Genomic DNA, 25,566 nt, shown 5'->3' with positions numbered 1-25,566 from the left:
CCGCGGCGCGAACCGCGGGTTTTTTGTTGGGGTGTGGCCGCTGCTTCAGCGGTCCTCGATTGGCCCTAATGCTTTGGCGGCTCAGCCTCTCCGACGCGATCCGCGATCGCCATGAGCAGCATCGTCAGCGCAAAGCCCAACATGATGGCGATGAGCCATCCGAGCTTCGTACTATCCGCGCTGTTCTCGATATCCAGGAACCACTCCAGAACGTTCACCGCCGCGATGGCGACGATGGATGCAAGCAGCCTTTGCTTCAGACCCGAAAACCCCACATTTGCCAGGCTGGTTGGCCAGGCCGGGCGTTGCTGGACGTCGATCGGCGCCAAGAAATTCTCGTAGCTCGAGCAGATCACGATGACGATCAGATTTGCCGTCAAGGCAATGTCGACGAGCTTCAAGCTGCCGACAATGATTTCGGACGGATCGGACATCCGGGCGCTCGTGAAAAAATCGAACAGCTTCAGCGCGAAATTGAAGAGCAGCGCCGCGAGGGTGAGGATCAGGCCAAGGAGAAAGGGCGCCAGGAACCAACGGGAATTTGCGATGATGGCTTCGAGCGTCAAGCGCAAGCGATTCATGACGAACTCCCTGTGGCTTCTGCCCCCGGGCGAACATTGTGAAAGCTGAATTTGCCAGAATGGCTCGGTCACGCCAATCGGAAGGTGTTGCCGAAGCGCCCTGCATCGGCTCCGCAAACACGCGCAAGCGGGCCAATCGTTCGGCCCGATGAAACGGAATGATCGCAACAATGCGATAGACAGCATAATTCTTCTCCGATTAGGTCCGCGGAGAAGAAGGTTCTCCCATGGCCGATATGCGCTCCGTCACTCCGTTGCCCGCGCCCTCCCCTTCAGCGCTGAGGGGCCTGGGGCGAATCCTGCCCGGCCTGGGGCTCTGCGCCGGCATCAGCGCGATCGCCTTCGCGCTGGAGCATCTCGAGGCCTTCGCCACGGGCCGCGCCTGGCTTGAAGCCCTGGTGCTGGCCATCCTGATCGGCACCGCTGTCCGCACGGTCTGGACGCCCTCCGAAATGTGGCGCGCGGGCATCGCCTTCTCGGCGAAGACCGTTCTGGAAATCGCCATCGTGCTGCTCGGCGCGTCCTTGAATGTCGCGATGATCATCGCCGCCGGACCTGCCTTGATTGCCGGCATCGCGGCGGTGGTGTCGGTCGCGCTCGTCGTCAGCTTCGTGCTCGGCCGGGCGCTGGGGCTGCCGAAGCGCATGGCCGTCCTCGTCGCCTGCGGCAATTCGATCTGCGGCAACTCGGCCATCGCCGCCGTCGCGCCGGTCATCGGCGCTGACGGCAAGGATGTGGCCGCCTCCATCGCCTTCACCGCGGTGCTGGGCGTTCTGGTCGTGCTCGGCCTGCCCCTTCTCGTCCCGCTCCTGAGCCTGTCCGAGACCCAATACGGCGTTCTCGCCGGGTTGACGGTCTACGCCGTCCCCCAGGTCCTTGCCGCCACCGCTCCGGTCGCGGCCGCCAGCGTGCAGATCGGGACTCTCGTCAAGCTCGTCCGCGTCCTCATGCTGGGGCCCGTCGTGCTCGCGCTCTCCATCCTGGGCCACAGGCTGCGGGACGATGTCAGCGCGACCGGCACAGGCGGCGTCAAGCCGGCGTCGCAACGCGTGGCCTTCAATAAACTCGTGCCGTGGTTCATCATCGCCTTCCTGGGGATGGCGGCGTTGCGTACGCATGGCTTCATCCCGGAAGTCGCGCTTGCGCCCATCGCCACGACCGCGACCATCCTCACCATCGTCTCGATGGCGGCCCTGGGTCTCGGGGTCGATATCCGCGTCGTTGCCAGAGCCGGCGGGCGGGTCACCGCCGCCGTCACCCTTTCCCTGCTTGCATTGGCGGCAGTCAGCCTCGGCCTCATCCGGGTGCTCGGCGTCAGCTGAGCGCCCCACCACCGAACCAAGGGCGGTCGGGCGATCCGCTCCGATCGCCGCTGCTTCGCTCAGTCCGGGATGCGCGCCCAATCGGCCAGCCACGGCGCCGCCGAAGCATCGCTCGGCGCACGCCAGTCGCCGCGCGGCGAGAGCGAGCCGCCTGACGAGACCTTCGGGCCGTTCGGCATGGCCGAGCGCTTGAACTGGCTCGTCTCGAAGAAGCGCCGGATGAAGACGCCGAGCCAGCGCTTGATCACCGGCAGGTCGTAGGCGACGCGCTTGCCTTCCTCCATATTGGGCGGCCAGGCGCCCTTGGCGGCATCGCGCCAGGCATGTTCGGCAAGGAAGGCGATCTTGCTGGGCCTGAAGCCGTAGCGCGTCGTGTAGAACAGGTTGAAATCCTGCAGCGCATAGGGGCCGACGAAATCCTCGGTCTTCTGCGCCGGCTTGTCGCCATCACCGGGCACCAGCTCGGGCGAGATCTCGGTGGCGAGGATGTCGAGCATCACATCCGAAGCCTCCGCGCCGAAGCGGCCGGACTGCGCCACCCAGCGGATCAGATGCTGAATCAGCGTCTTCGGCACCGAGCCGTTGACGTTGTAATGCGACATCTGATCGCCGACGCCATAGGTGCACCAGCCGAGCGCCAGCTCCGACAAATCGCCGGTGCCCATCACCAGCGCATTGTGCCGGTTGGCGAGGCGGAAGAGCACGGAAGTGCGCGCCCCGGCCTGCACATTTTCAAACGTAATATCGTAGACGGGCTCGCCCGCGGCGAAGGGGTGGCCGATATCGACCAGCATCTGCCGGCAGGCCGGCGTCATGTCGATTTCCTCGGCGCTGACGCCGAGCGACCGCATCAGGCGCCAGGCATTGTCCTTGGTGCCCTGGCTGGTGGCGAAAGCCGGCAGCGTATAGGCGAGGATGTTCTCGCGCGGCAGCCCGAGCGCATCAAAGGTATGGGCCGCGACGATCAGCGCCTGCGTCGAGTCGAGGCCGCCGGAGACGCCGATCACCACCTTGTCGATCCGCGTGCTTTCCAGCCGCTTGCGCAGGCCATGCGACTGGATGTTGTAGGCCTCGAAGCAGAGCTCGCTCAGCCGCGCATCGTCGCTCGGCACGAAGGGAAAGCGTTCCACGGCGCGGGCAAGGCCGAGATCGCTCTCCCGGTCCGGTTCCAGCGCGAAGTCGATGCGGCGGAAGGCGAGCTTCTCGCGGTGAACGTCGATGCTGTCGCCAAAGGTGTTCTGGCGAATGCGGTCCATCGCCAGCCGCTCGAGGTCGATATCGGCGAGGATAAGCTCCGGCTCGGCGGCGAAGCGCTCGGCTTCGGCCAGCAGCGCGCCGTTCTCGTAGATCATCGCCTGCCCGTCCCAGGCGAGATCGGTGGTCGACTCGCCCGTGCCGGCGGCGGAATAGGCATAGGCCGCGATGCAGCGCCCCGAATGGGCCTTGCACAGGGCATGGCGCCAGTCGGATTTGCCGATGGTGACGTTGCTGGCCGAGAGGTTCAGCAGCACGGTCGCGCCGGCGAGCGCGCCGAAGGACGAGGGCGGGATCGGCGTCCAGACATCCTCGCAGATCTCCATATGGACGATGAAGTCCGGGACATCGCTCGCCGCCAGCAGGAGATCCGTGCCGAAAGGCACCTCCTGGCCGCAGAGGTCGATATAGAGGGCCCCTGCCCGCTCGCCCGAAGCGAACTGGCGGCGCTCGTAGAATTCGCGATAGTTCGGCAGATAGGTCTTCGGCACCACGGCGAGGATGCGGCCGCGATGGATCGCGACGGCGCAATTGAACAGCCGCCCCTCGACCCGCAGCGGCGCGCCAACGACCGCGACGCAACGCAGGCTGCGGCTCTCCTCGACGAGTCGCGCCAGCGCCGCGCTCACCGCGTCGAGCAGCGCGTTCTGCTGCAGGAGGTCGTCGATAGCATAGGCGCTGATGCCGAGCTCCGGGAACAGGCAGAGCGAGGCGCCGCCTTCATCGGCCCGGCGCAGCAGCTTCACCGTCTCCGCGACGTTGAAAGCCGGATCCGCCACCTTCAGCCGCGGCGCGGCGCAGGCGAGGCGAACCAGGCCGTGCTCGTGGATATTCGCGAAACTCATCGAGACTCCGTTGGGCTCGGACACCGAAGACGCGGCACATCGCTTATCGCGCAGACGGCCTGTGCGGAGCAAGGCGGCCCCGGTCATGGCTGCCGCGACGCGGTCAGATGCCAGCAGTGGCTGCCTTCGATTCGCGCGACGCGATGCGGCTCGAACTGGGCCCGCCTCCCGGCTCAGACGCGGTAGAAATCGCGAAACCAGGCGACGAAGCGGGGAATGCCGACCTCGATCGGCGTATCCGGCCGGAAATCGACCGCGGCGGCCAAATCGGCCACGTCGGCATAGGTCGCCGGCACGTCGCCGGGCTGCGCGGGCAGGTGGCGCCTGATCGCCTTGCGCCCGCAGGCGGCTTCAACCACGTCGATGAAGTGCGAGAGCGCCACCGGGGTGTGGTTGCCGATGTTGTAGATGCGCCATGGCGCCGTGGATGTCGCCGGATCGGGGCGCCCGGGGTCGAAAGCCGGGTTCGCCGCCGCGGGCTGCGCGGCAAGGCGCACGATCGCTTCGCAGATATCATCGACATAGGTGAAGTCGCGGCTCATCTGCGCTTCGGCATAGACGTCGATCGGTCTGCCCTCGAGGATCGCCTTGGTGAATTTGAAATACGCCATGTCCGGCCTGCCCCAGGGCCCGTAGACCGTGAAGAACCGCAGCCCCGTCATCGGAATCCCGTAGAGATGGGCATAGGAATGCGCCATCAGCTCGTTCGCCCGCTTGGTCGCGGCGTAAAGGGAAACCGGATGGTCGGCGCCGTCATGCTCGCTGAACGGCACCTTCGCATTCGCGCCATAGACGGAACTCGAGGAGGCATAGACGAGATGGCCGACGGCATGCCGGCGGCTCGCCTCCAGCACCGAGAGAAAACCGTCGAGATTGGCGCTGGCATAGGCGCGCGGATTTTCAAGCGAGTAGCGGACACCCGCCTGCGCCGCCAGATGGATGATCGCATCGGGGCGGAATGCACCGATCGCAGCATCGAAGGCGTCATGATCGGCGATGTCGATCTGCTCGAAGGAAAAGCCGTTGCGGCCCAGCAGCCGGGCGAGGCGCGCCTGCTTCAACGCCGGGTCATAGTAGGGGACGAGCGCATCGACGCCCATGACCTCGACGCCACGCTCCAGCAGCGCCTCCGCGACATGAAGGCCGATAAAGCCCGCGGCTCCCGTCACGACGACACGGTTCAACGACAGGCTGTGATTCAACGGCGGCACTCATGAAAAGACATCGCAGCTCCTCTCATCGCAACTCGCCGGGCCTGGTGGCAAGAGGCCGGAGGGATAACAATCCTGTCCCGGACCGGTCGAACGGCATCAGGACGTCACGCCTTGATGACATTGTCCGCGAGCGCGCCGTTGCGTTCACAGGCATTGCGCGTGTCGACGACGAGGCGCGCCTCCGCAACGAGTCTCCTATAGTCGACCGCATCATGATCGGTCGCGATGAGCACTGCATCAAAACTGCCGATCGTCCCGGAAGCCAGCGCGATGGAGCGACGCCCGGCCAGGCTGCCATGCTCCCGCGTATGCGGGATGATGGGAACATGCGGGTCGTGGTAGGACGCCTGGGCGCCGCGTTGCTCGATCAGCTCGATCAGGCGCAGTGACGGGCTTTCGCGCATGTCGTCGACGTTCTTCTTGTAGGCGGCGCCGATGACAAGAATCCGCGCCCCATTCAATCCGCGCGCAAAATGCCGATCCAAACCCTGCGCCAGCCGTTCAACAACCAGATGCGGCATCGCCGTGTTGATTTCGCCGGCCAGCTCTATGAAGCGCGCGGTGATTCCGTATTCCCGTGCTTTCCAAGAGAGATAGAAGGGATCGATCGGGATGCAGTGCCCCCCCAGTCCGGGCCCAGGATAAAACGGCATGAAGCCGAATGGCTTGGTCTTGGCCGCGTCGATAACCTCCCAGATATCGATGCCCATCGCCGCATAGATCGACTTCAGCTCGTTGACGAGGGCGATATTGACCGAACGGAAGATATTCTCTGTCAGCTTGACGGCTTCGGCCACTGAGGTCGACGAGACCGGCACGGTCTGAACGACGAGTTCGCCGTACAAGGCCTGCGCTATCGCGAGCGCCTCAGGGCCGTCGCCACCGACGACCTTTGGGATCGAAGCGGTGCCAAAGCGCTGATTGCCCGGATCTTCCCGCTCGGGCGAGAAGGCCAGGTAGAAATCCGTCCCGCTTTTCAAGCCGGTACGTTCGAGGATCGGCTTGAGGACTTCCTCGGTGGTCCCTGGGTAGGTCGTGGACTCCAGCGCGATGAACTGCCCCTTCCGCAAACGTCGCGCTATCGCTTCCGCGGTCCGGACAATGAAGCTCAGATCCGGCTCGCGGTGGCGCGTGAGGGGCGTCGGCACACAGATGATGAGGCCATCGGGCTCGTCCAGCTGCGAAAAATCATCCGTGGCGAGAAAGCGCCCCGCCTTCGCTGCCCCCGCAAGATCGTCGGCCTGAATATGCTTGATGCCGGTCCTGCCCTCGTTGAGCTCGGAGACGCGGGCGGAGTTGATATCGAAGCCGAGCACCTGGAATCCGGCACGGAGAGCGGCCAGGGCGAGCGGGACGCCGACATAGCCCAGCCCGATGATCCCGACCCGGAAGCTGCGGTCCGACACGCCCTGCAGCAGTTTCTTCGCCGCCGCATCCGGCAGGATCTCAGTCATGGCGCTCATTCTCGGATCAACGGCAGCGGGAGCTTCGACGCCAGGGCCACGCCTTGCTTCCCGTCGCGAAACGGATGCATGCGAACGCCGGCCATCTCATCTTCGGCCACATCGTCGCGGCGATGACAAGTCTGCAGCGGTGGGTTCTGCAGGCAGAGCGAGACCGTTAACGCGCGTCCAGCCCGGCGGAACGCGATCCGCCCTCAGGGTCCGGGGCGCCGCAGAGAAGCAGCATGGATGTGCACAAGCACGCGCTGACACGGCGTTCCGACCTATGTCAGATTGCACATCCACTGCCGGCGAACAGGCAGGCTCGCAGCCGGATTCTTGGAAACGCCATGCCCGATACGCCTTCGACCGACCGCCGCCTGATCGGCACTTTCGACTATGTCGTCATCGGTGCGGGCTCGGCCGGCTGCGTCGTCGCCAACCGGCTGGCGGCCGACCCGAAACAGAAAGTCATGGTGCTGGAGGCCGGCGGCAAGGATGACTGGATCTGGTTCCACATTCCGGTCGGCTATCTCTTCGCCATCGGCGATCCGCGCGCCGACTGGATGTTCCAGACCGAGCCGCAAGCGGGGCTCGGCGGCCGGGTGCTGGCCTATCCGCGCGGCAAGGTCGTCGGCGGCTCGTCGGCGATCAACGCCATGGTCTATATGCGCGGCCAGGCGGCCGATTACGATGGCTGGCGGCAGCGCGGCCTCACAGGCTGGGGCTGGGACGATGTGCTGCCCTATTTCCTCAGACATGAGGACCATATCGCGCCGCCGCCCGGCGGGCTGCACAGGGCCGGCGGGGAATGGCGCGTCGAGCATCCGCGGGTGCGCTGGGCGATTCTCGACGCCATCCGCGACGCGGCCGAGGCGGCCGGCATCGCCAAGATCCCGGATTTCAACACCGGCGACAATGAAGGCTCCTCCTATTTCCAGGTGAACCAGCGGCGCGGACGGCGGCTGAGCGCCTTCAACGCCTTTCTGAAGCCGCTGCTCGACCAGCGTGACCGCAGCAATCTGCGGCTGGAGACGCGGGTGCATGTCGAGCGCATCGTCTTCGAGGAGGGCCGCGCGACCGCCGTCGAATTCACCCATGGCGCGGGCACGCCGAGCGCGGAGAAGCTCAGGGTGGAGGTGCGCGGCGAGGTGGTGCTGTCGGCCGGCGCCGTCGCCTCCCCGCTCCTGCTCGAACGCTCCGGCATCGGCGGCGGCGCCCATCTCCAGTCGCTCGGGATCGAGACGCTGGTCGACGCGCCCGGCGTCGGCGCGAACCTGCAGGACCATCTGCAGATCCGGCCGGTCTACAAGGTCCATGGCGTCAAGACGCTGAACAGCGACTATGCGAGGCTCTGGCGCCGGCCGCTGATGGCGCTGGAATGGGTGGCGCTGCGCACCGGGCCCCTGACCATGGCGCCCTCGCAGGTCGGCGCCTTCGCCAAATCCTCGCCGGACTACGCGACGGCGAACCTGCAATATCATTTCCAGCCGCTGTCGCTGGATAGCTGGGGATCGGGCCTGCATCCCTTCGACGCCTTCACGGCAAGCGTCTGCAATCTCAGGCCGTCGAGCCGGGGCAGCGTGCATCTGCGGTCGGCCGATCCCTATGACGGACCGGTCATTTCCCCGAACTATCTCGATACGGAGGAGGATCGGCAGGTCGCAATCGATGCGCTGAAGCTGACGCGGCGGATCGTGGCGCAGGCGCCGCTCGCCCGCTTCCGGCCGGAGGAATATCTGCCGGGCGCGGCCGCCGATTCCGACGCGGCGCTGCTGGAGGCCGCCGGCAAGCTCGGCACGACGATCTTCCATCCCGTCGGCACGGCGAAGATGGGCCGCGCCGACGATCCCCTCGCCGTGCTGGACGAAAGGCTCAAGGTGCGCGGCGTGAGCGGGCTGCGCGTCATCGATGCCTCGGTGATGCCGGCCATCACCTCGGGCAACACCGCCAACCCGACCATGATGATCGCCGAGAAGGGCGCGGCGATGCTCAAGGAGGATGCGCGCCGCTGAGCGGGGCATGTCCCGGTTGCGCCGCGCCGCAGGCTTTGAAACGCCATCAATTCAGGCTTATGAATCCGGCTGCGATGTCCGATCCGTTTTCGCCTCCGCCCGCCCCGAAGCGCGGCCCGCTCAAGCGCGGGCTGCTCGCGGTGCTGCGCGCGATCCTCGTCGTCTTCATCGTCCTCGACGAGCTGCTGCGGCCGCTCTACCGACCACTGATCCGCCGGCTTGCCGATTTGCGCGTCGTGCAAAAGCTGGAGGAGAAAGTCGCCGCCCTGCCGCGCCCGCTCGTGCTGCTGGCGCTGGCGATCCCCTTCGCGATCGCCGAACCGCTGAAGATTTTCGGCCTGCTGCTGTTCGCGCGCGGACAGTTCTGGCCCGGGCTCGTCGTGACCGCCTTCGCGCATCTGATGAGCTTCGTCCTGGTCGAGCGCATCTATGAGGCCGGGCGCGAGAAGCTGCTGAGCTATCGCTGGTTCGCCTGGATCATGGCGCAGGTGGTGCGGGTGCGCGACACCATGCTCGGCTGGGTCAGGGAAACCTCGGCCTATGGCTTCGCCATGCGGACGCGCGACGCCGCGCGCCGGTGGTGGCGCACCATGCTGGCCTGAAGGTTTACGCCGCACGGCTGCGGGCGAGCACGAAGAGGGCCGCCGCCGCCAGGGCGGACAGCACGATCAGCACCAGCGTCGAGACCGTGACGCCGCCGCGTTCCAGCGCGACGGCGAAGACGAGTGGCGCTGCCGCCTTGATGACGAGGCCGGGCGCCGCGAGCTTGCCCATCGTCGCACCGAAGCCGACCGGCCCGAAAAGCTGGAGCGGCACCGTGCCGCGCACGATCGAGCCCAGCCCCATGCTGATGCCGAAGGCGACCGCGAAGAGGCCGGCGACCGCCGGCAATGCGCCCCCGATCAACAGGAGCGCGAGGCCGAGCGGCATCAGGCAGGCCGAGACCCAGGCGGTGGTCACCGGCGGCACGGCCTTCCCGAACAGCATCTCAACGAGGCGCCCCGCAACCTGGGACGGCCCGAGCATCGTGCCGATGCCCACCGCCACGGCCGCGCTGAGCCCGAAACCGCGCAGCAGCGCCAGCAGATGCACGGCCATGGCGGAGACGACGAAGCCCTGCAGCGAGAAGGCGAGCGCCAGCAGCAGGAAAGCGCGACGGCGCGCCTCGCCCCCGAGATAGGCCGGCGCCGCGATCGCGCCGGCATTGTCCGGGATCGCCGCAGGCTGGGCGGCCGCACGGCGGACCCGGCCGGGCAGGAAGGCGAGATGCAGCGGCGCGCAGATGACGAGCTGCGACAGGCCGTAGAGCCGGTAGACGCCGCGCCAGTCGAGGATGGCGAGCAGGGTGCTGGTCAGAGGCCAGAACAGGGTCGAGGCGAAGCCGGCGATCAGGGTGAGCTGGCTGATCGCGCGGCGCGCCCGGTCGCCACGCGCCTGACTCAGCGCCGTGAAGGCGGCGTCGTAGAACACCGCGGTCGTGACCGCCTGGAGCACCACCATCGCCGCGACATAGCTGACGATGCCGCGCACCTCGGCGAGCGCCATCAGAGAAAGCCCAGCCAGGACAGAACCCAGCGTCATCACCAGCCGGGTGCCGTAGCGGTCGATCAGGCTCCCCGTCACCGGCGCGACCGCGCCGCCCAGCAGCAGGCCGACGGCGAAACCGCCGAAGGTCCATTCCGGCGCCCAGCCGAATTCGGCGCTGATGCGCGGCGCGAGCACGGTGAAGGCGTAATAGAGCGCGCCATAGCCAAAGATCTGGGTGACGCCGAGCGCGGGGATCAGCGCCGGCCCGCCCGGCCGGAAGAGATGCGGCGGCACGCCGCGATCCTCCCTAGACGACCTGGTTGCGCAGGCTCTGCTCGCCGCGCGCCAGCCTGTCGAGATTGTCGAGGAGCATGTCGACGACATTGCGCTCGTAGAGCCGCGTCTCGCCGGCGCTGTGGGGGGTGACGATCACCTGCGGCAGGCGCCAGAAGGGCGAGGCGGCCGGCAGGGGCTCCTCATGGAAGCAGTCGAGCCCGGCGCCGGCGATCTGGCCGCCCGCCAGCGCGCCGAGCAGGGCCGCCTCGTCGACGACCTTGCCGCGCGCGACATTGATGAGGAAGGCCGAAGGCTTCATCGCACCGAGGATGCGGGCGTCGATCAGCCCCTCGGTCTCGGGGGTGAGCGGGCAGGTCAGGGCGACGAAATCGGCCTCCGCCACGACCTCGGCGAGGCGGTCGGGCTTGACGATCGCATGGACATGCGGATGCGCCTCCGGATTGCGGCGCACGCCGATGACGCGCATGTCGAAGGCGCAGGCCAGCTTCGCGAGTCTCAGGCCGATCCGGCCGAGGCCGACGATCACCAGCGTCTTGCCGCCGAGCTCGTCCTCGCGCCGGGCGCGGTCGCCGATCATCGGGCGCCAGCGCTGCGCCATCTGGTTGTCGCGGGCGAAATGGATCTGGCGCGCCAGAGCCAGGATCAGCGAGATTGCATGCTCGGCGACGGCGCGCTCATTGCTGCCCTGGGCGCTCGCGAGCCGGACCCCGGCCGCCGCCAGCGCCGCCTTGTCGAACTGGTCGGTGCCGGCACTCACCGACTGGATGAAACGCAGTTTCGGCAGGCGCGGCAGGAGGTCGTTGCGCCAGAGGCCCGAGACGACCAGGACATCGGCTTCCGGCGCCCGCTCGCGCAGATCGTCGAGGGTGCGCACCTCGAAATGCTTCGCGCCGCGTCCGCGCGTCAGGAACTCGTCCTGCAACTGATAGGCGGCGTGGGCGAAGCCGATCGTCAGCTCGCTCTCCGCTGGCAACAACGTCATCTGTTCCGTTCCTCCCGAATCCGCATTTTGGGCGACGTTAGACGGCGCGCCGGCTGCTGTCCCCGCGCCCATCGCATGCAAGCTTCACGCTGACGGCGATGCCTGCCGGACATCGGCGGCCAGCGCCTGCTGCAAGCGCGACCAAGCAGCGTCATCGCCCGGCAGACCGAAGCGCAAACGATCCGGCGCATTCTGGAAGCGGCGAACATAGATTCCGTGGCGGCCGAGGCGGGCGAAGAGTGCCGGTGCTGCCGGCGTTTCGAGCAAACGGAACAGGCTCGTGCCGCCGACGACGCGGCCGTGCGGCGTCAACAAGGCATCGAGGCGCGCAGCATCCCGCGCCCGCGCTTCACCGGCATCGGCGAGCCAGGCGGCATCCGCCAAGGCCCGCGCGCCGAGATGCAGAGCCGGGCCGGCGACCGACCAGGGTCCGAGCGCCGCCGCGAGCCGTGCCATCAGATCGGGCGCACCAATGGCGAAGCCGAGGCGCAGACCGGCCAAGCCATAGGTCTTGCCGAAGGAGCGCAGCACCACCACACCGGCCGGCAGATCCGGCAGGATGCTGGTCTCCGGCGTGAAATCGGCGAAGGCTTCGTCGACGACGAGCAGGCCGCCGCGGGCAGCGCAGCGCGCCGCAAGCTCCGCGATTTCCGCCCGCGAGAGCAGCCGCCCGTCAGGGTTGTTGGGATTGACCACGACGAGGGTCGCCGCCGCCTCTTCGGGCCTTGCCGCTTCGGTGACGACATAGCCTGCCTTGCGCCAGGCATGGGCATGCTCGGCATAGGTCGGACCGAGGATGGCGACTGGACCCGCCGGCGCCAGACGGGGCAGCAATTCGATCAGGATCTGCGTGCCGGGCGCGGCGACGATACCGGCATCGCCCGGCACCCGATAGGCGGCGCGGGCCGCAGCGAGGAGCGCGGCCTCGTCATCGGCGCCCGGCAGGCGCGTCCACAGGCTTAACGGCAGCTCCGGAAGCGGATAGGGGATCGGATTGATCCCGGTGGAGAGATCGATCCAGGGCCCGGGCGCATCCGGAAAGAGCGCGCGAGCCGTGGCGAGATCACCGCCATGCCAGATGCCGTCCTCAGCCAAGTCTCCAGCCCCAATCGCGCCCGCGCTCCGCATGAACCTCTCCGCCAGCCTGCCGCTGCTCGTGCTTGCCCTCGCGATCGAGGCGGCCTTCGGCTATCCCTCGCGCTTCTATGCCGCAATCGGCCATCCCGTCACCTGGATCGGACGATGGATCGGCATGCTTGATCGAGTGCTGAACCGCGAGGCCGCCTCCTTCGTCACACGCAAGGCCATGGGCGCGCTGGCGCTGGCCCTGCTGCTCGCCGTCATCATCGCCTTGTCCGCACTGGCCCAGCGCCTGTGCCTCTCCTTCGGACTGCTCGGCCTGATCCCGCTCGCGCTCCTCGCCTCGACGCTCATCGCCCAGCGCAGCCTCCACGAACATGTCGCTCGTGTTGCCGAAGGGCTGGAGCGCGAGGGGCTGGACGGCGGCCGTCGAGCCGTCGCGATGATCGTCGGGCGCAATCCGCAGACGCTGGACGAGGCAGGCGTGTCGCGCGCCGCCATCGAGAGCCTCGCCGAGAATTTTTCCGACGGCATCGTCGCGCCGGCTTTCTGGCTCGGCGCGGGCGGATTGCCGGGCATCGCCGCCTACAAGGCGATCAACACCGCCGATTCGATGATCGGCCATCGCACGCCGCGCCATCTCGCCTTCGGCTGGGCGGCAGCCCGGCTCGACGATCTCGTCAACCTGCCCGCTTCGCGGCTGACGGCGCTGCTGCTGGTCGCCTCCACCGCTCTCGACCGGACAGCCGATGCCCGCAATGCCTGGGGGGCCGTGCGGCGCGACGCGGGCAAGCACCGCTCGCCCAATGCCGGCTGGCCGGAGGCGGCCATGGCGGGAGCGCTGGGCCTGCGCCTCGCCGGGCCGCGCGTCTATGGCGAGACCCGCGTCGAGGATCACTGGATGGGCGATGGCCGGGCCGAAGCGAATGCGGCCGATATCAGGCGAGCGCTTACACTCTATCGGCGCTCCTGCGGCCTGCTCTGGGTGCTTGCAGCGCTGCTCGCGGCAACAGCCATCCTGTGACCGCCTAGTTGGGAACGGGCACGGCTCTCCCCGCGATCGCCTGCAGATCGACGCCCTGCGGCAGCGAGCCGAAATGTCCCGACCAGCCGCCGGCCAGCCGCGAGGCGACGAAGGCGTCGGCGACCCCGTGCGGCGCGTGGCGGATCAAGAGCGAGGCCGACAGGGCCAGCGCCATCCGCTCGACGAAGCGTCGCGCCAGATGCTCGTGCCTGAGCACGTCGACGAGATCGGTCTCAAGCTCGGCGAGGAAGGCGTCGTAGCGCGGATCGTTGCCGCGGGCGGCGCGCAATTCGTCGAGCAGGGCCGGCACGCAATCGGGATAGCGGCGGATCGAGCGGAGCACGTCGAGGCAGACGACATTGCCCGTGCCTTCCCAGATGCCGTTGAGCGGCGCCTCGCGATAGAGCCGCGCCATCAGATGGTCCTCGATGAAGCCGTTGCCGCCATGGCATTCCAGCGCCTCGGCGACGACCGGCGTGACGCGCCTGCAATTCCAGTATTTCGCGATCGGCGCGCCGATGCGGCCGAGAAGCTGCTCGGCCTCGCTCTCGCCTTCGCGATCGAGCGCATGGACGAAGCGGAAGGCGAGCCAGGCGGAGGCCTCGGCCTCCAGAGCGAGATCGGCGATCACATTCGCCATGATCGGCTGGTGGATCAGTGCCTTCTGGAAGGCGCGGCGATGGGCCGTGTGATGCGCGGCTTGCGCCACCGCATGGCGCATCAACCCGGCCGAGCCGACGGCGAAATCGAGGCGGGTATAGTGGTTCATCTCCAGCCCGGCGCGGATGCCGTGACCGGGCTCCCCGATGAGGTGGGCGAGGACGCCGCGGAATTCGACCTCGGAGGAGGCATTCGACTTGTTGCCGCACTTGTCCTTGAGCCGCTGGATCTGCAGCCGGTTGCGCGAGCCATCCGGCAGCCAGCCCGGCACGACGAAGCAGGAGACCCCCTCCTCCGTCCGCGCGAGCGTCAGGAACACGTCGGAATGCGGGACGGAGAAGAACCATTTATGGCCGGTGAGGGAATACGTTCCATCGGCATTGCGCGTCGCGACCGTCTGGGTCTGGCGGAGATCCGAGCCGCCCTGCTTCTCGGTCATCGCCATGCCGACCGTGCCGCCGCGCTTCTGCGTGGCCGGCAGGGGGCGCGGGTCGTACTCCGACGAGGTGACCAGCTGGCCGAACTCGGCCCAGCGCGCGGAATCGCGCCGCAGCACGGGAATCGCCGAATAGGTCATGCCGAGCGGGCAGCAGATGCCGTTCTCGCCCTGGTTCCAGAGATAGGAGACGGCGGCACGCGCCACCTGCGCGCCTTGGCGCGGCTTGGTCCAGCACAAGGAATGGAACTCGTCGCGCATGGCGAGCCCCATCAATTCGTGCCAGGCCGGATGGAACTCGATCTGATCCACGCGGCGGCCCCAGCGATCATGCGTGCGCAATTCCGGCAGGCTGCGATTGGCCTGCCGCGCCAGGTCCTGCACCGCTTGCGACCCGACATGGCCACCGACCACGCCCGCCTGCTCGCGGAACCAGCCCGCGCCGAAGGCATCGAGAATGCGCCCAAGCGCCGGGTCGGCGGCATAGGCGTCATAATCCGCCAGCGCGGGTGCCTGGTTCAGCACCTCATGGGTGTCGTAGCCGTAAGCATCGAGCGTGGTCATGCGGCCTGTCCTTCACGGGAGATCAGCGCGGCGAGGGAGAGATCGGCGAGCGCAGCCGCAATCTCGCGGCCACGCTCGGGGCTGATCGAGCGTTCCGGCGAGAGCGGGCCGATCAGCGCCTCCATGAAGCCGCCGACGATCATCGCGGCGGCGGCATCCGAATCGACGGTACGGAAGACGCCCTGTCTCCCGCCTTCGACGACGAGCGCGCGAAAAATGCCGGCGATCTCGCGGCGATAGTCAAGCCGTGTCGCGTCGACCGCCGGGTCGGCAGGCTCGGCGATCATCGACCAGGCTAGGCGGCGATTGGCGAAGGCGCGCCGGGCGAAAGCCTCGACCGCGGCGGTCAGGCGCTCGGTGACGGGAGCATCGCTCGCGGCGATCTCGCGCAGCACGGCGAGCTCGCGCGTCGAGACGATAGCGACGATCTCGGCCATCAGCTCGGCCTTGGAGGAGAAATAGGAATAGACGCTGCCGGTCGAGACGCCGCTGGCGGAGGCCACCGCGGCGATCGAGGTCTCGTGGAAGCCGATTTCGGAGACGATCCCGCGCGCGGCAGAGAGGATCGCCTCCCGCTTCCCGGCCTTGCGCGGTTGCTTTGGCGTTCCGTCGGCCATGCGGGCTCCGAATTGAACTTGAATTCAGATTCAATTTGAGAGCGAATGCCGCCCTCGTCAAGGGGCTCGGGAACTCCTCTCCTGGAAAGGAGAGGAGTAGGGGTAAGGTGTTCCGAGCGAAAACGTCGGCTTGAACCCGACCCGCCGGGAGCCCTCACGGAACTGGTCCGACCACCCACACCTCGCCCTGCCCTCTCCTTCCAGGAGAGGGATCCTCGCGCCTCGACCGGGACCTCCGAAGTCACGTCCCAGAAAGACGACGCTTCCGGCTTCCCGTGCCAACCTGCGAGGCAACCTTAGAACTCGATGCCTTCCTGCGCCTTCACCCCGGCGGCGAAGTGGTGCTTCACCAGCGTCATCTCGGTGACGAGGTCGGCCGCCTCGATCAGCTCTGGCTTGGCGTTGCGGCCGGTGACGACGATGTGGAGGTCGGGGCGGCGGGCGCGGAGCACCTCGACCACCTCGGCGAGCGGCAGATAGTCGTAACGCAGGGCGATGTTGAGCTCGTCGAGCACCAGCAATCTGATCTCGGGATCGGCCATCAACTCCCTGACCTTGGCGAAGGCGCGCTCGGCGGCGGCGATGTCGCGGGCTTTGTCCTGCGTCTCCCAGGTGAAGCCCTCGCCCATGCTGTGCCAGCTCACTTGATCGCCGAAGGCTTCGAGCGCCCGGCGCTCGCCGGTCGACCAGGCGCCCTTGATGAACTGCACCACGCCGATGTGCCAGCCATGGCCGAGCGCCCGCAAGATCAGGCCGAAGGCCGCCGTGGACTTGCCCTTGCCGGGGCCGGTATTGACGATGAGCAGTCCTTTTTCCTGCGTCTTGGAAGCGACCTCGGCGTCCTGCACCGCCTTGCGCTTCTCCATCTTCGCCTTGTGGCGGGCGGCGTCTTCGCTGTCGGTCATCTTTTCATCCGCATCATTTCACGCGCATCGGCAATCCGGCGACCATGAAGACCACGCTGGCTGCGCGCGCCGCAAGCGCCTGATGCAGCCGTCCGGCCTCGTCGCGGAAGCGGCGGGCGAGCGCGTTCTCCGGCACGATGCCGAGGCCGACCTCGTTGCCGACCAGCACGAGCGGGGCGGAGGCGCGCTCGCAGGCGGCGATGAGGGCTTCGCGGGCGGCGGCCGTGTCACGCTCGGCGAGGATGAGGTTGGTCAGCCACAGCGTCAGGCAGTCGACCAGGATCGGACGGCCCGCCGGCTGGGCGGCGATGGCCTCGGCCAGATCGAGCGGTGCATCGACCGTCTGCCAGCCGGCGGGCCGGCGGGCGCGATGCTCGGCGATCCGATCGCGCACCTCGTCGTCATAGGCCTGCGCGGTGGCGATATAGGTCCAGGGCGCCGGCTGGGCCTCGATCAGCGCCTCGGCATGGCGGCTCTTGCCGGAGCGGGCGCCGCCGAGGACGAGGGTGAGATGGGGGATTTCGGCGGGCTGCATCGGCGGCTTCGCGTTCGTTCGGCGTCATCCCCGGCGACCGAAGGGAGACCCGGGATCCATGCCGGAGCGCTTCCGAAGAAGGTTCAGGCATGGATCCCGGCTCTTCGCTGCGCTCCGGCCGGGATGACAGCGTGTATGTGTCGGACCGTTCCTGCATTGCACAGCAGTCCGCCGAAGGCTAATGATCGTCGCTGACGGTGCCTCCGCGAGGAGGTGAAAAGGGAACGCGGTGCGAGACCGCGGCTGCCCCCGCAACTGTAAGCGGATGTCCTTCGCCATCGGCCACTGGAGCGCACGCTCCGGGAAGGCGGCACAAGGGCGCCAAATCCGCGAGCCAGGAGACCTGCCGTCGACCCGCAACGATCCAACCGGCTGCCGGCGGGGCGGCTACGGAGAACAGTCATGAATACCGTTTCGGTTTCCACCTCGCAGATCAGCGTCTCGGAGCGGGCGAAGGCAGTCGCCGCCGCCCTCATCGTCGGAATCGCATTGGTCTATACGACCGGTTTCGCGGCCTCGACGAATGTCCACAACGCCGCGCACGACACCCGCCACGGCCTCGCCTTTCCCTGCCACTGAGGGAAAGCCATCATGGTCACGCGTGTTCTCACGGTCAGCATCCTGGCCGGGCTCCTGGCTGGGCTAATCATCGCCGCCCTTCAGCATGTCACCACCACCCCGCTGATCCTCAAGGCGGAAACCTATGAAAACGCCATGCGCGACGGAGCGAGAGCGCATCTCGCCTTCGCGCAGGGCGAAGCCCGCATCATCCTCGTCCATGGCGGCGCCGATCACGCCGAAGGGGCGGAGCATGACGAATGGAAGCCGCAGGACGGCACTCAGCGCATGCTCTTCACCAGCGCCGCCACCATCGGAACCGCGATCGGCTTCGCGGCGCTGCTGCTGGCCGGCATGATCGCAGCCGGCGACAGCATCGACCCGCGCCGCGCGCTGATCTGGGGTGCCTGCGGCTTCCTCGCCTTCGGCCTCGCGCCGGGAATGGGGCTCGCGCCGGAACTGCCGGGAGCCGCCTCGGCCGCCCTGCAGGCGCGCCAGCTCTGGTGGCTCGCGACCACCATCGCCACCGCGATCGGGCTGTTCCTGTTCCTGCGCTACGAGGCGCCCTGGCTCAAGCTCCTGGCCGTCGTCGTGATCCTGCTGCCGCATCTCGTCGGGGCTCCGCATGCGCCGACGCCGGAGAGCAAGGTGCCGGCCGAGCTCGCGGCGCATTTCACCTCGTTGTCGCTCGGCATCCAGGCCGCGCTCTGGCTGGTCACCGCCTTCATGGTCGGGACGCTCTGGCCCTGGATGAGCCGCCGCGCGGCTGCGGCCTGAGGATAGCGGCGCCTTCGGGCGCCGCGCGAAAGGCAAACCAGATGTCCGAGGGCGACCTCACCATCCATGTCTGCACGGCCTGCCGCCGGGCCCGCGCCGACCTCCCCGATGGTTACGACCAGCCGGGGCTGGCGCTGGCCGAACGCCTCGCCGCGCAGCTCGCAGCCAAGGGCAGCACGATCCCCGTGCTGCCCGTCGAATGCCTCGCCGTCTGCAAGCGGCCCTGCACCATCGCGCTCAGCGCCGACGGGAAATGGACCTATCTGATCGGCGATCTCGACACCGACACCCATCTCGACGAGATCGTCGGCGCGGCGGAGGCCTATGCCGCCAGCGCCAACGGCATCGTTCCCTGGAAAGAACGACCGCAGTCCTTCCGCAAGGGCGTGGTCGCGCGCGTGCCGCCTTTGCCGGCGCGCCAGCAAGGATGACATCATGAACGCTCCGCAGACCGCCAATCTCGGCAAGACACCCTGCACGATCATCACCGGCTTCCTCGGCGCCGGTAAGACGACGCTGGTGCGCCACCTCCTCGAAAACGCGCAGGGCAAGAAGCTCGCCGTGCTCGTCAACGAATTCGGCGATCTCGGCTTCGACGGCGAATTCCTCAAGGGCTGCGGCATCGCCGGCTGCAGCGACGAGGACGTGGTCGAGCTGCCGAATGGCTGCATCTGCTGCACCGTCGCCGACGATTTCGTGCCGGCGCTGGAGAAGCTGCTGAATCGGCCGAACCCGCCCGAGCATATCCTGATCGAGACCTCCGGCCTCGCCCTGCCGAAGCCGCTCGTCACCGCCTTCAACTGGCCGGCGATCCGCTCGCGCGTCACGGTCGACGGCGTCATCGCCGTGGTCGACGGGCCGGCGGTGGCCGAGGGCCAGTTCGCCGATGATCCGGAGGCGCTCGCGGCGCAGAAGGCCGCCGACGCCTCGGTCGATCACGACAACCCGCTGGAAGAGGTGTTCGAGGACCAGATCCTCTGCGCGGATCTCATCCTGCTCAACAAGAGCGACCTCATCGACGAGGCCGGCCGGGCGCGGGTCAAGGCCGAGATTGCCGAGCATCTGCCCAAGGCAATCAAGATCGTCGAGACCGCCCATGGCAAGGTCGAGCCGGCGCTGATCGTCGGCCTCGGTGCCGCGGCCGAAAGCGACCTCGCCGCCCGCCCCTCGCATCATGGCGAGGGCGAGCACGATCACGACCATGACGATTTCGACTCGGTCGCCGTGCCGCTGCCGGCCGGCTTGTCCCCCGAGGAGCTCACGGCGCGCGTCGCCAGGGCCGCCGAGGCCGAGGGCGTGCTGCGGCTCAAGGGCTTCACCGCCGTGCCGGGCAAGCCGATGCGGCTCGTGGTGCAGGGCGTCGGCCGGCGCGTCGGCCATCATTTCGACCGGCCCTGGGGCGCGAGCGAGTCGCGCGACGGACGCCTCACCGTGATCGGGCTCAAGGGCTTCGATCTCAAGGCCGTGGAAGCGGCTCTCGCGGGGGCGTAACATCGGCCGATGCATCTTCTCCCGACCAGCGAGATCAGGCTCGACGACGGCGAAGACGCCGTCGATCTCGCCCTGCCGCCGGGAGATGTGCTTGTCCTGTCCTTCACCGACAGCGACCTCTCGGCGCTGGCGGTGGCGGCAGGTGACAGCAGCCTGTCCGTTCGGCTCGCGCCGCTCCGACGCTTGAAACACCCGCTCTCGGTCGACTTCCTGATCGAGAAGACGGCCGCGCATTGCCGCTTCGTGCTGCTGCGCTGCCTCGGCGGGCTGGACTACTGGCGCTATGGCATCGAGCAGCTCGGGGCGGCCTGCCGCGAGAAGGGAATCCCGCTCGCGATCCTGCCCGGCGACGAGCGCGACGATCCGCGGCTCGGCGAGCATGCGACGGTGCCGGCGGAGCTTGCGGAAGCGCTTCTGGCCTATTTCCAGGCAGGCGGCGGCGCCGAGAACATGCGGCGGCTGCTGGCGCGGATCGGGCTTCATGTTGCAGGGCGAGGACTTCCATCCGACCTTGTGCCGCTGGTCCTGCCGGCGTTCTTCGCCCTCGGCCCCAAAGGCTCGCCCTCGCCCTGGCGCGATGCACTCGCCACGCTGCCCGCCGGCCGGCCGCTCGTCCCGATCCTGCTCTACCGCTCCGGCGTCGCGGCCGGCGACACGGCTATGGCCGAGGCGATGACCGCCGCCCTCGCCGCCCGCGGCCTCGCGCCCCTGCCCCTGGCCCTGACCAGCCTGAAGGACCCGACCGTCACGGCGGAGCTCGCAGCGCTGATCGCGACCCGCAGACCCGAACTGATCGTCACCACCACCGCCTTCTCTGCTCGCGAAGGCACCGATTTCGTGCTCGACGCCGCCAATTGCCCGATCCTGCAGGCCATGCCCGTCGGCAGTCCGCGCGAGGCCTGGGACGCCTCGCCGCGCGGCCTTTCCGCCGCCGATCTCGCCATGCAGGTGGCGCTGCCGGAATTCGACGGACGCATCGGCGCCATTCCAGTCGCCTTCAAGGCGGAGGAGAATGACCCGGCGACCGGGCTTACCATCCGCCGGCTGGTGCCGGATGCCGAGGGCATCGCCGCGCTGGCCGATCTCGCGGCCGGCTGGATCGCTCTCGCACTGAAGCCTGCAGCGGAGCGCCGGCTGGCGCTGGTGATGTCGGACTATCCCGCGCGCGGCGGCCGGGCCGGCTTCGCCGTCGGGCTCGACACGCCGGCGAGCGTGACGGCGATCCGGGAATTGCTGGCCGAGGCGGGATATGAGGTTGGACCGTTATCCTCCATCGTCATCCCGGGCGACCAAACGGAAACCCGGGATTCATGCCTGAACCTTTCCGAGCGACGTTTTGGCATGGATCCCGGATCGACGCCGCTGACGCGTCTTGTCCGAGATGACAGCGCAGATATGAATGAGGGGGCTAGCTTGATGGCAGCCCTCACTACCGGGGCTGCCGAGCTGAGCATTCCGCTCACAGCCTATAGCGACTGGCTCGCCGCGATCCCTGCCCCCGCCCGCGAAACACTCCTCGCCGCCCATGGCGCGCCTGAGGCCGATCCAGCCTGCCGCGACGGCGCCTTCCGCTTCCGCGCCGTGCGCCATGGCAAGCTCATCGTCGCCCTGCAACCGCCACGCGATGCGACGCCCGACCGCAAGGCTGTTTATCACGACCCCGACGCGCCGCCCGGTCACGGCTATCTCGCCTTCTACCTTGCGTTGCGCCAGTCCGAAGCCATCGACGCGCTGATCCATCTCGGCACGCACGGCACGACGGAATGGCTACCGGGCAAGGCGGTGGCGCTCTCGGCCGGCTGCTGGCCGCGCCTGGCTGTCGGCGGGCTGCCGGTGATCTACCCTTATGTTGTCGACGATCCCGGCGAAGCAGCGCCCGCCAAGCGGCGGCTCTCAGCCCTTACGCTCGGCCATCTGCCGCCGCCGCTGGCCGAAGCCGAGGCCGCCGGCGAAACCGCGCTGCTGCGCGATCTCGTCGAGGAATTCTCGCAGGCGCAGGTGCTGGATCCGCGCCGCGCCGACGTCGCCGCCGCAGAAATCCGGGCGCGGGCCGAAGCGAGTGGGCTCGCGGCCTCCTGCGGCGTCGCGCCGGACATGTCGATGAGCGAGGCGTTGACGCGGCTCGACGCGCATCTCTGCGACATCGCCGAACTGCCCTTCCGCGATGGCCTGCATGTCTTCGGCCATTCCGACGCCGACCCGGCTTCCGCGCGCAACGAGCGCGAAAACCTGCTCGCCGCGCTCGACGGCCGCTTCGTGCCGCCCGGCCCAGCGGGCTCGCCGCATCGCGGCCGCCCCGATGTGCTGCCGACCGGGCGCAACCTCTCGACGCTCGACCCCCGCGCGATCCCGACACGTGCGGCGGCGAGGCTAGGCCAACTCGCGGCGCAGGCGGTGGTGTCGCGCCACCTGCAGGATCATGGCGATTATCCGCGCCGGATCGTGATGGATCTCTGGGCCTCGCCGACACTGCGCTCCGGCGGCGAAGATATCGCCCATGCATTGGCGCTGATGGGCGTCGAGCCGCTCTGGGACGCAGCTTCGACCCGCGTGACCGGTTTCAGCATCATCCCGCAGCCGAAGCTCGCCTATCCGCGCCTCGACGTCACCGTGCGCATCTCCGGCACCTTCCGCGACACGTTTCCAGGGCAGATCGCGCTGATCGACCAGGCCGCGCGCGCAGTGGCGGCGCTGGACGAGCCGAACGATTGGAACGAGCCGGCCGCTGCCCACCGTCGCGGCGGGCATGGCGCGCGCATCTTCGGCGCCGCGCCCGGCCGCTATGGCGCGGCCATGGCCGACCGCGCGCTTGATGGCGACTGGACCGAGCGGGCGGATCTGGGCGCCGCCTATCTCGCGGCTTCCGACCATGCCTATGGCGGGCCGGAAGGCGTGGGCATGCGCGATGCCGGCTTCGCCGAGCGCATCCGCACCTCCGACGCCTTCATCCATGTCAGCGACACCGCCGGGCGCGACATTCTCGAAGCGACGAGCGCCGCCGACGTCATCGGCGGGCTCGCCGCGGCAGCCAAGGCGCTCGGTGCCGATCCCGCCCTCTACAGCCTCGACAGCTCGGATCCAGAGGCGCCGAAGGCGCGTACGCTGGCCGAGGACATCGCCCGCATCGTCCATGGCCGATTGACACATCCGCGCTGGATCGCCGGCCAGCTCGCCCATGGCTGGCGCGGCGCGGCGGAGCTGGCCGAGGCGGTCGACACCCTCTTCGTCTTCGCGGCGAGCACGGATGCCGTCGCCGACGGGCTGTTCGACGCCGTCTTCCAGGCCTATTGCGCCGATCCGCAGGTCTGGGCGGCGCTCGAAGCCAGCAATGCGCCGGCCGCCGCCTCGATCCGCTCGCGATTGGCGGAAGCGGCCCGCCGCGGGCTCTGGACGAGCCGCCGCAACTCGGTCGGCGCCTTCCTGGCGCGGGAGGCGGCGGAATGAGCGCGCTTCCCAAGGAAGCCCTGAGGCGCGGCTGGTGCCCCAGCGCCTTGCGGCCGATGGAGACCGGCGATGGCTGGCTGGTCCGACTGCATCCGCCCGGTGCCCGGCTGACTCCCATGCAATTGCGACAGATTGCGGCTCTGGCCGGCGAGCATGGCAACGGGCTGATCGAGATCTCGGCGCGCGCCAATCTGCAGATCCGTGGCGTGAAGCCCGAGAGACACCCGGCGCTGGTCGAGCGACTGCTGGCGGAGCGTCTCGTCGATGAACATGACGGCGACGGGCCGCAGCGGCTGACACTGGTTTCGCCGCTGGCGGGATTTAACGAGGCCGTCCTGCTCGGGCTCGACCCGAGCACCTCTTCGAAGAATTTCTCGGGTCGGCGCCATGCGCCGCCCGAGAATGACGGCCGGGGCTTGATCGATGCCTTCGCGCTGGCCGAGCAGATCGAAGGGCAGGCCCGCGTGATTCCAGGCCTGCCGGCCAAGCTCTGCGTCATCGTCGACGATGGCGGCCCCCAAGCGCTGGATGGGTTCGCTTGTGATATCCGGCTCGTCGGCATCGGCGCCGGGCGCGTGGCGCTGGGCCTTGCCGATCGTCTCTGGCGCGGCCCGATCCCCGGCGATGATGCTGCCGCAGCGGTTGAGGCCATCCTAGGCCGCTTTGCGAAGCTGCGAAGCGCGGCGCCCGACCGCATCCGTCGCCTGCGCGATCTGTCGCCTGAAGCACTGGCCGGCCTCACCGCCTTGCCCGACATCACCGCGCCGATGCGACGCCCTCCGCCGCGGCGCGCCGGGCTGTTCAAGCTGGCGGGGAAGCGTTTCGCGGCGCTCATCGGCCTGCCCTTCGGCCGCTGCGATGCGGCGGCGCTCGACAAGCTCGGCGCGGGCACCGAGGCGAGCCTGGCCGATATCCGGCTTTCGCCCTGGCGGGGGCTCGCCTTCCGCGATCTCGACCGCAGGGAAGCCGTGAACCTGCTCGCGCTGGCGGGTGATCTCGGGCTGATCACGCGCGACGACGATCCGCGCCTCTCCGTGCAGGCCTGCGCCGGCAGCCCCGCCTGCTCGCGTGCAGAGGCACCGACCATGGCGGATGCGGCCGTTCTCGCCGACGCGGCCGCCGGTCTCCTTGCGCAGGGCGTGACCCTGCATGTCTCCGGCTGCGTCAAGGCCTGCGCCCATCCCGCTGCCGCCGACCTCACGCTGGTCGGGCGACGGGGCGAATATGATGTCGTGCTCGGCGGCACGACGCGGGACAAGCCGCTTGCGACGCTTGACCTTTCGGCGCTGCTCACGCGATTGCAGCCGGGACAAGAGATTCACGCGCGCCTGACCGGGGCCGCGCGTTCAACAGGACCGCGCGGTTGAGCAGGGCATACGATTACATTCAGGACGGGGCGGCGATCTACGAACGCTCCTTCGCCATCATCCGCGCCGAGGCTGATCTCGCCCGCTTCGGCGGAGCGGCCGAGCGCGTCGTGGTGCGCATGATCCATGCCTGCGGCATGACCGATCTGCCTGATGACGTCGAGATGTCGGCGGATTTCGCCGAGGCTGCGCAAAGCGCTCTCAGGGCCGGCGCGCCGATCCTTTGCGACGCCAAGATGGTCGCCAATGGTGTGACGCGCGCACGGCTGCCGGCCGGCAACGAGGTGGTCTGCACGCTTGACGATCCGCAGGTTCCGGCCCTTGCCGCCGGGATGGGCACGACCCGCTCCGCCGCCGCGATGGAGCTGTGGAAGCCCCGGCTCGCCGGCTCGATCGTCGTGATCGGCAATGCGCCGACCTCGCTGTTTCGCCTTCTGGAAATGCTCGATGCCGGTGCGCCGAGGCCTGCCGCCGTGATCGGCATTCCCGTCGGCTTCGTCGGCGCAGCAGAATCGAAGGAAGCGCTGGCCAGGGACGGGCGCGTGCCCTTCGTCGTGGTGCATGGGCGGCGCGGCGGCTCGGCGATGGCGGCGGCAGCCGTCAATGCGCTGGCGCAGGACAAGGAATAG

At 68.4% G+C, this 25,566-nt stretch carries 22 protein-coding genes and 1 riboswitch; of the genes, 11 read left to right on the top strand and 11 right to left on the bottom strand.

From position 1 onward, the window contains the following. Positions 1–65 precede the first annotated feature (65 nt). On the bottom strand, positions 66–581 hold the full coding sequence (locus tag GGC47_RS13225; protein ID WP_051988187.1) for a YqhA family protein: 516 nt from the start codon (positions 579–581) through the stop codon (positions 66–68). Positions 582–817: 236 nt separating this feature from the next. Here GGC47_RS13225 and GGC47_RS13220 point away from each other — a divergent pair, with 236 nt between their 5' ends. After that, the gene (locus GGC47_RS13220; protein ID WP_142022475.1) at positions 818–1,903 is read left to right on the top strand and encodes a YeiH family protein; all 1,086 of its coding nucleotides are present in this window, start codon (positions 818–820) and stop codon (positions 1,901–1,903) included. Between the two features lie 59 nt (positions 1,904–1,962). On the opposite strand, the gene GGC47_RS13215 is transcribed toward GGC47_RS13220, so the two are convergent. From GGC47_RS13215 to GGC47_RS13205, 3 genes are all read right to left on the bottom strand, one after another. Then, positions 1,963–4,002: an NAD(+) synthase gene (locus GGC47_RS13215; protein ID WP_142022284.1), complete on the bottom strand. Its 2,040-nt coding sequence runs from the start codon at positions 4,000–4,002 to the stop codon at positions 1,963–1,965. 173 nt (positions 4,003–4,175) lie between these two features. Continuing rightward, positions 4,176–5,192, bottom strand: a complete 1,017-nt coding sequence (locus tag GGC47_RS13210; protein WP_142022476.1) for an NAD-dependent epimerase/dehydratase family protein — start codon at positions 5,190–5,192, stop codon at positions 4,176–4,178. A gap of 128 nt (positions 5,193–5,320) precedes the next feature. Beyond that, entirely contained in the window at positions 5,321–6,670 is a 1,350-nt protein-coding gene (locus tag GGC47_RS13205; RefSeq protein ID WP_370954898.1) for a nucleotide sugar dehydrogenase, read from the bottom strand. 338 nt (positions 6,671–7,008) lie between these two features. On the opposite strand from GGC47_RS13205, the gene GGC47_RS13200 reads away from it, so the two are divergent. Both GGC47_RS13200 and GGC47_RS13195 read left to right on the top strand, forming a co-directional pair. Then, a complete protein-coding gene (locus tag GGC47_RS13200) occupies positions 7,009–8,673 on the top strand; it encodes a GMC family oxidoreductase (protein WP_429068347.1) in 1,665 nt (554 codons plus the stop codon). A gap of 74 nt (positions 8,674–8,747) precedes the next feature. Continuing rightward, on the top strand, positions 8,748–9,275 hold the full coding sequence (locus GGC47_RS13195; RefSeq protein ID WP_162720139.1) for a hypothetical protein: 528 nt from the start codon (positions 8,748–8,750) through the stop codon (positions 9,273–9,275). 4 nt (positions 9,276–9,279) lie between these two features. Here the strand turns inward: GGC47_RS13195 and GGC47_RS13190 are convergent, their stop codons facing one another. The 3 genes from GGC47_RS13190 to cobD form a co-directional block, all read right to left on the bottom strand. Further along, positions 9,280–10,494, bottom strand: coding sequence for an MFS transporter (locus GGC47_RS13190; protein ID WP_162720140.1), 1,215 nt, complete (start codon positions 10,492–10,494; stop codon positions 9,280–9,282). A 13-nt stretch (positions 10,495–10,507) separates the two neighbouring features. Then, positions 10,508–11,479: a D-2-hydroxyacid dehydrogenase gene (locus tag GGC47_RS13185; protein WP_133566015.1), complete on the bottom strand. Its 972-nt coding sequence runs from the start codon at positions 11,477–11,479 to the stop codon at positions 10,508–10,510. An 84-nt stretch (positions 11,480–11,563) separates the two neighbouring features. Beyond that, complete coding sequence (gene cobD, locus GGC47_RS13180) at positions 11,564–12,607, bottom strand: threonine-phosphate decarboxylase CobD (protein WP_370954900.1); 1,044 nt, start codon at positions 12,605–12,607, stop codon at positions 11,564–11,566. Here cobD and cbiB point away from each other — a divergent pair. Next, a complete protein-coding gene (cbiB, locus tag GGC47_RS13175) occupies positions 12,606–13,583 on the top strand; it encodes an adenosylcobinamide-phosphate synthase CbiB (protein ID WP_142022290.1) in 978 nt (325 codons plus the stop codon). The genes cobD and cbiB overlap by 2 nt on opposite strands. Before the next feature lie 4 nt (positions 13,584–13,587). On the opposite strand, the gene GGC47_RS13170 is transcribed toward cbiB, so the two are convergent. From GGC47_RS13170 to cobU, 4 genes are all read right to left on the bottom strand, one after another. After that, on the bottom strand, positions 13,588–15,243 hold the full coding sequence (locus GGC47_RS13170; protein ID WP_429068341.1) for an acyl-CoA dehydrogenase family protein: 1,656 nt from the start codon (positions 15,241–15,243) through the stop codon (positions 13,588–13,590). Further along, positions 15,240–15,860, bottom strand: a complete 621-nt coding sequence (locus GGC47_RS13165; protein WP_133565908.1) for a TetR/AcrR family transcriptional regulator — start codon at positions 15,858–15,860, stop codon at positions 15,240–15,242. Before GGC47_RS13165 ends, GGC47_RS13170 begins: the two co-directional genes overlap by 4 nt. Positions 15,861–16,156: 296 nt before the next feature. Continuing rightward, a complete protein-coding gene (gene cobO / locus GGC47_RS13160) occupies positions 16,157–16,765 on the bottom strand; it encodes a cob(I)yrinic acid a,c-diamide adenosyltransferase (protein ID WP_142022292.1) in 609 nt (202 codons plus the stop codon). A gap of 13 nt (positions 16,766–16,778) precedes the next feature. Beyond that, positions 16,779–17,300: a bifunctional adenosylcobinamide kinase/adenosylcobinamide-phosphate guanylyltransferase gene (cobU, locus tag GGC47_RS13155; protein WP_429068338.1), complete on the bottom strand. Its 522-nt coding sequence runs from the start codon at positions 17,298–17,300 to the stop codon at positions 16,779–16,781. Between the two features lie 179 nt (positions 17,301–17,479). Next, a riboswitch (cobalamin riboswitch) is annotated at positions 17,480–17,665 on the top strand. A 37-nt stretch (positions 17,666–17,702) separates the two neighbouring features. Between cobU and GGC47_RS13150 the strand changes: the two genes are divergently transcribed. Genes GGC47_RS13150 through GGC47_RS13120 form a run of 7 tightly spaced genes read left to right on the top strand, consistent with a single transcriptional unit; the run spans position 17,703 to position 25,566 of the window. Next, positions 17,703–17,879: a CbtB domain-containing protein gene (locus tag GGC47_RS13150; RefSeq protein WP_142022294.1), complete on the top strand. Its 177-nt coding sequence runs from the start codon at positions 17,703–17,705 to the stop codon at positions 17,877–17,879. A gap of 12 nt (positions 17,880–17,891) precedes the next feature. Next, positions 17,892–18,635 carry a CbtA family protein gene (locus GGC47_RS13145; RefSeq protein WP_142022295.1) on the top strand — a complete coding sequence of 248 codons (744 nt, stop codon included), beginning with the start codon at positions 17,892–17,894 and terminating at the stop codon, positions 18,633–18,635. 41 nt (positions 18,636–18,676) lie between these two features. After that, positions 18,677–19,066, top strand: a complete 390-nt coding sequence (locus tag GGC47_RS13140) for a DUF1636 family protein (protein ID WP_112765217.1) — start codon at positions 18,677–18,679, stop codon at positions 19,064–19,066. Positions 19,067–19,070: 4 nt separating this feature from the next. Next, entirely contained in the window at positions 19,071–20,126 is a 1,056-nt protein-coding gene (cobW, locus tag GGC47_RS13135) for a cobalamin biosynthesis protein CobW (RefSeq protein WP_142022296.1), read from the top strand. 9 nt (positions 20,127–20,135) lie between these two features. Beyond that, positions 20,136–23,570, top strand: coding sequence for a cobaltochelatase subunit CobN (cobN, locus tag GGC47_RS13130; protein WP_429068335.1), 3,435 nt, complete (start codon positions 20,136–20,138; stop codon positions 23,568–23,570). Continuing rightward, a complete protein-coding gene (locus GGC47_RS13125; protein ID WP_142022298.1) occupies positions 23,567–24,937 on the top strand; it encodes a precorrin-3B synthase in 1,371 nt (456 codons plus the stop codon). Before cobN ends, GGC47_RS13125 begins: the two co-directional genes overlap by 4 nt. Further along, on the top strand, positions 24,934–25,566 hold the full coding sequence (locus tag GGC47_RS13120) for a precorrin-8X methylmutase (protein WP_142022299.1): 633 nt from the start codon (positions 24,934–24,936) through the stop codon (positions 25,564–25,566). The genes GGC47_RS13125 and GGC47_RS13120 overlap by 4 nt, the downstream gene beginning before the upstream one ends.

The sequence above is a fragment of the Allobosea sp. OAE752 genome (assembly GCF_050433265.1).
Classification (GTDB): domain Bacteria; phylum Pseudomonadota; class Alphaproteobacteria; order Rhizobiales; family Beijerinckiaceae; genus Allobosea; species Allobosea spartocytisi.
This window is presented reverse-complemented; position numbering and strand designations above follow the sequence as displayed.

Excerpts from the sequence above, each read along its gene's own strand:
- GGC47_RS13225 (WP_051988187.1), bottom strand. The coding sequence starts at position 581 with ATGAATCGCTTGCGCTTGACGCTCGAAGCCATCATCGCAAATTCCCGT.
- GGC47_RS13220 (WP_142022475.1), top strand. The coding sequence starts at position 818 with ATGCGCTCCGTCACTCCGTTGCCCGCGCCCTCCCCTTCAGCGCTGAGG.
- GGC47_RS13215 (WP_142022284.1), bottom strand. The coding sequence starts at position 4,002 with ATGAGTTTCGCGAATATCCACGAGCACGGCCTGGTTCGCCTCGCCTGC.
- GGC47_RS13205 (WP_370954898.1), bottom strand. The coding sequence starts at position 6,670 with ATGACTGAGATCCTGCCGGATGCGGCGGCGAAGAAACTGCTGCAGGGC.
- GGC47_RS13200 (WP_429068347.1), top strand. The coding sequence starts at position 7,009 with ATGCCCGATACGCCTTCGACCGACCGCCGCCTGATCGGCACTTTCGAC.
- GGC47_RS13195 (WP_162720139.1), top strand. The coding sequence starts at position 8,748 with ATGTCCGATCCGTTTTCGCCTCCGCCCGCCCCGAAGCGCGGCCCGCTC.
- GGC47_RS13185 (WP_133566015.1), bottom strand. The coding sequence starts at position 11,479 with ATGACGTTGTTGCCAGCGGAGAGCGAGCTGACGATCGGCTTCGCCCAC.
- cbiB (WP_142022290.1), top strand. The coding sequence starts at position 12,606 with ATGAACCTCTCCGCCAGCCTGCCGCTGCTCGTGCTTGCCCTCGCGATC.
- cobD (WP_370954900.1), bottom strand. The coding sequence starts at position 12,607 with ATGCGGAGCGCGGGCGCGATTGGGGCTGGAGACTTGGCTGAGGACGGC.
- GGC47_RS13170 (WP_429068341.1), bottom strand. The coding sequence starts at position 15,243 with ATGACCACGCTCGATGCTTACGGCTACGACACCCATGAGGTGCTGAAC.
- GGC47_RS13165 (WP_133565908.1), bottom strand. The coding sequence starts at position 15,860 with ATGGCCGACGGAACGCCAAAGCAACCGCGCAAGGCCGGGAAGCGGGAG.
- cobO (WP_142022292.1), bottom strand. The coding sequence starts at position 16,765 with ATGACCGACAGCGAAGACGCCGCCCGCCACAAGGCGAAGATGGAGAAG.
- cobU (WP_429068338.1), bottom strand. The coding sequence starts at position 17,300 with ATGCAGCCCGCCGAAATCCCCCATCTCACCCTCGTCCTCGGCGGCGCC.
- GGC47_RS13150 (WP_142022294.1), top strand. The coding sequence starts at position 17,703 with ATGAATACCGTTTCGGTTTCCACCTCGCAGATCAGCGTCTCGGAGCGG.
- GGC47_RS13145 (WP_142022295.1), top strand. The coding sequence starts at position 17,892 with ATGGTCACGCGTGTTCTCACGGTCAGCATCCTGGCCGGGCTCCTGGCT.
- GGC47_RS13140 (WP_112765217.1), top strand. The coding sequence starts at position 18,677 with ATGTCCGAGGGCGACCTCACCATCCATGTCTGCACGGCCTGCCGCCGG.
- cobW (WP_142022296.1), top strand. The coding sequence starts at position 19,071 with ATGAACGCTCCGCAGACCGCCAATCTCGGCAAGACACCCTGCACGATC.
- cobN (WP_429068335.1), top strand. The coding sequence starts at position 20,136 with ATGCATCTTCTCCCGACCAGCGAGATCAGGCTCGACGACGGCGAAGAC.
- GGC47_RS13125 (WP_142022298.1), top strand. The coding sequence starts at position 23,567 with ATGAGCGCGCTTCCCAAGGAAGCCCTGAGGCGCGGCTGGTGCCCCAGC.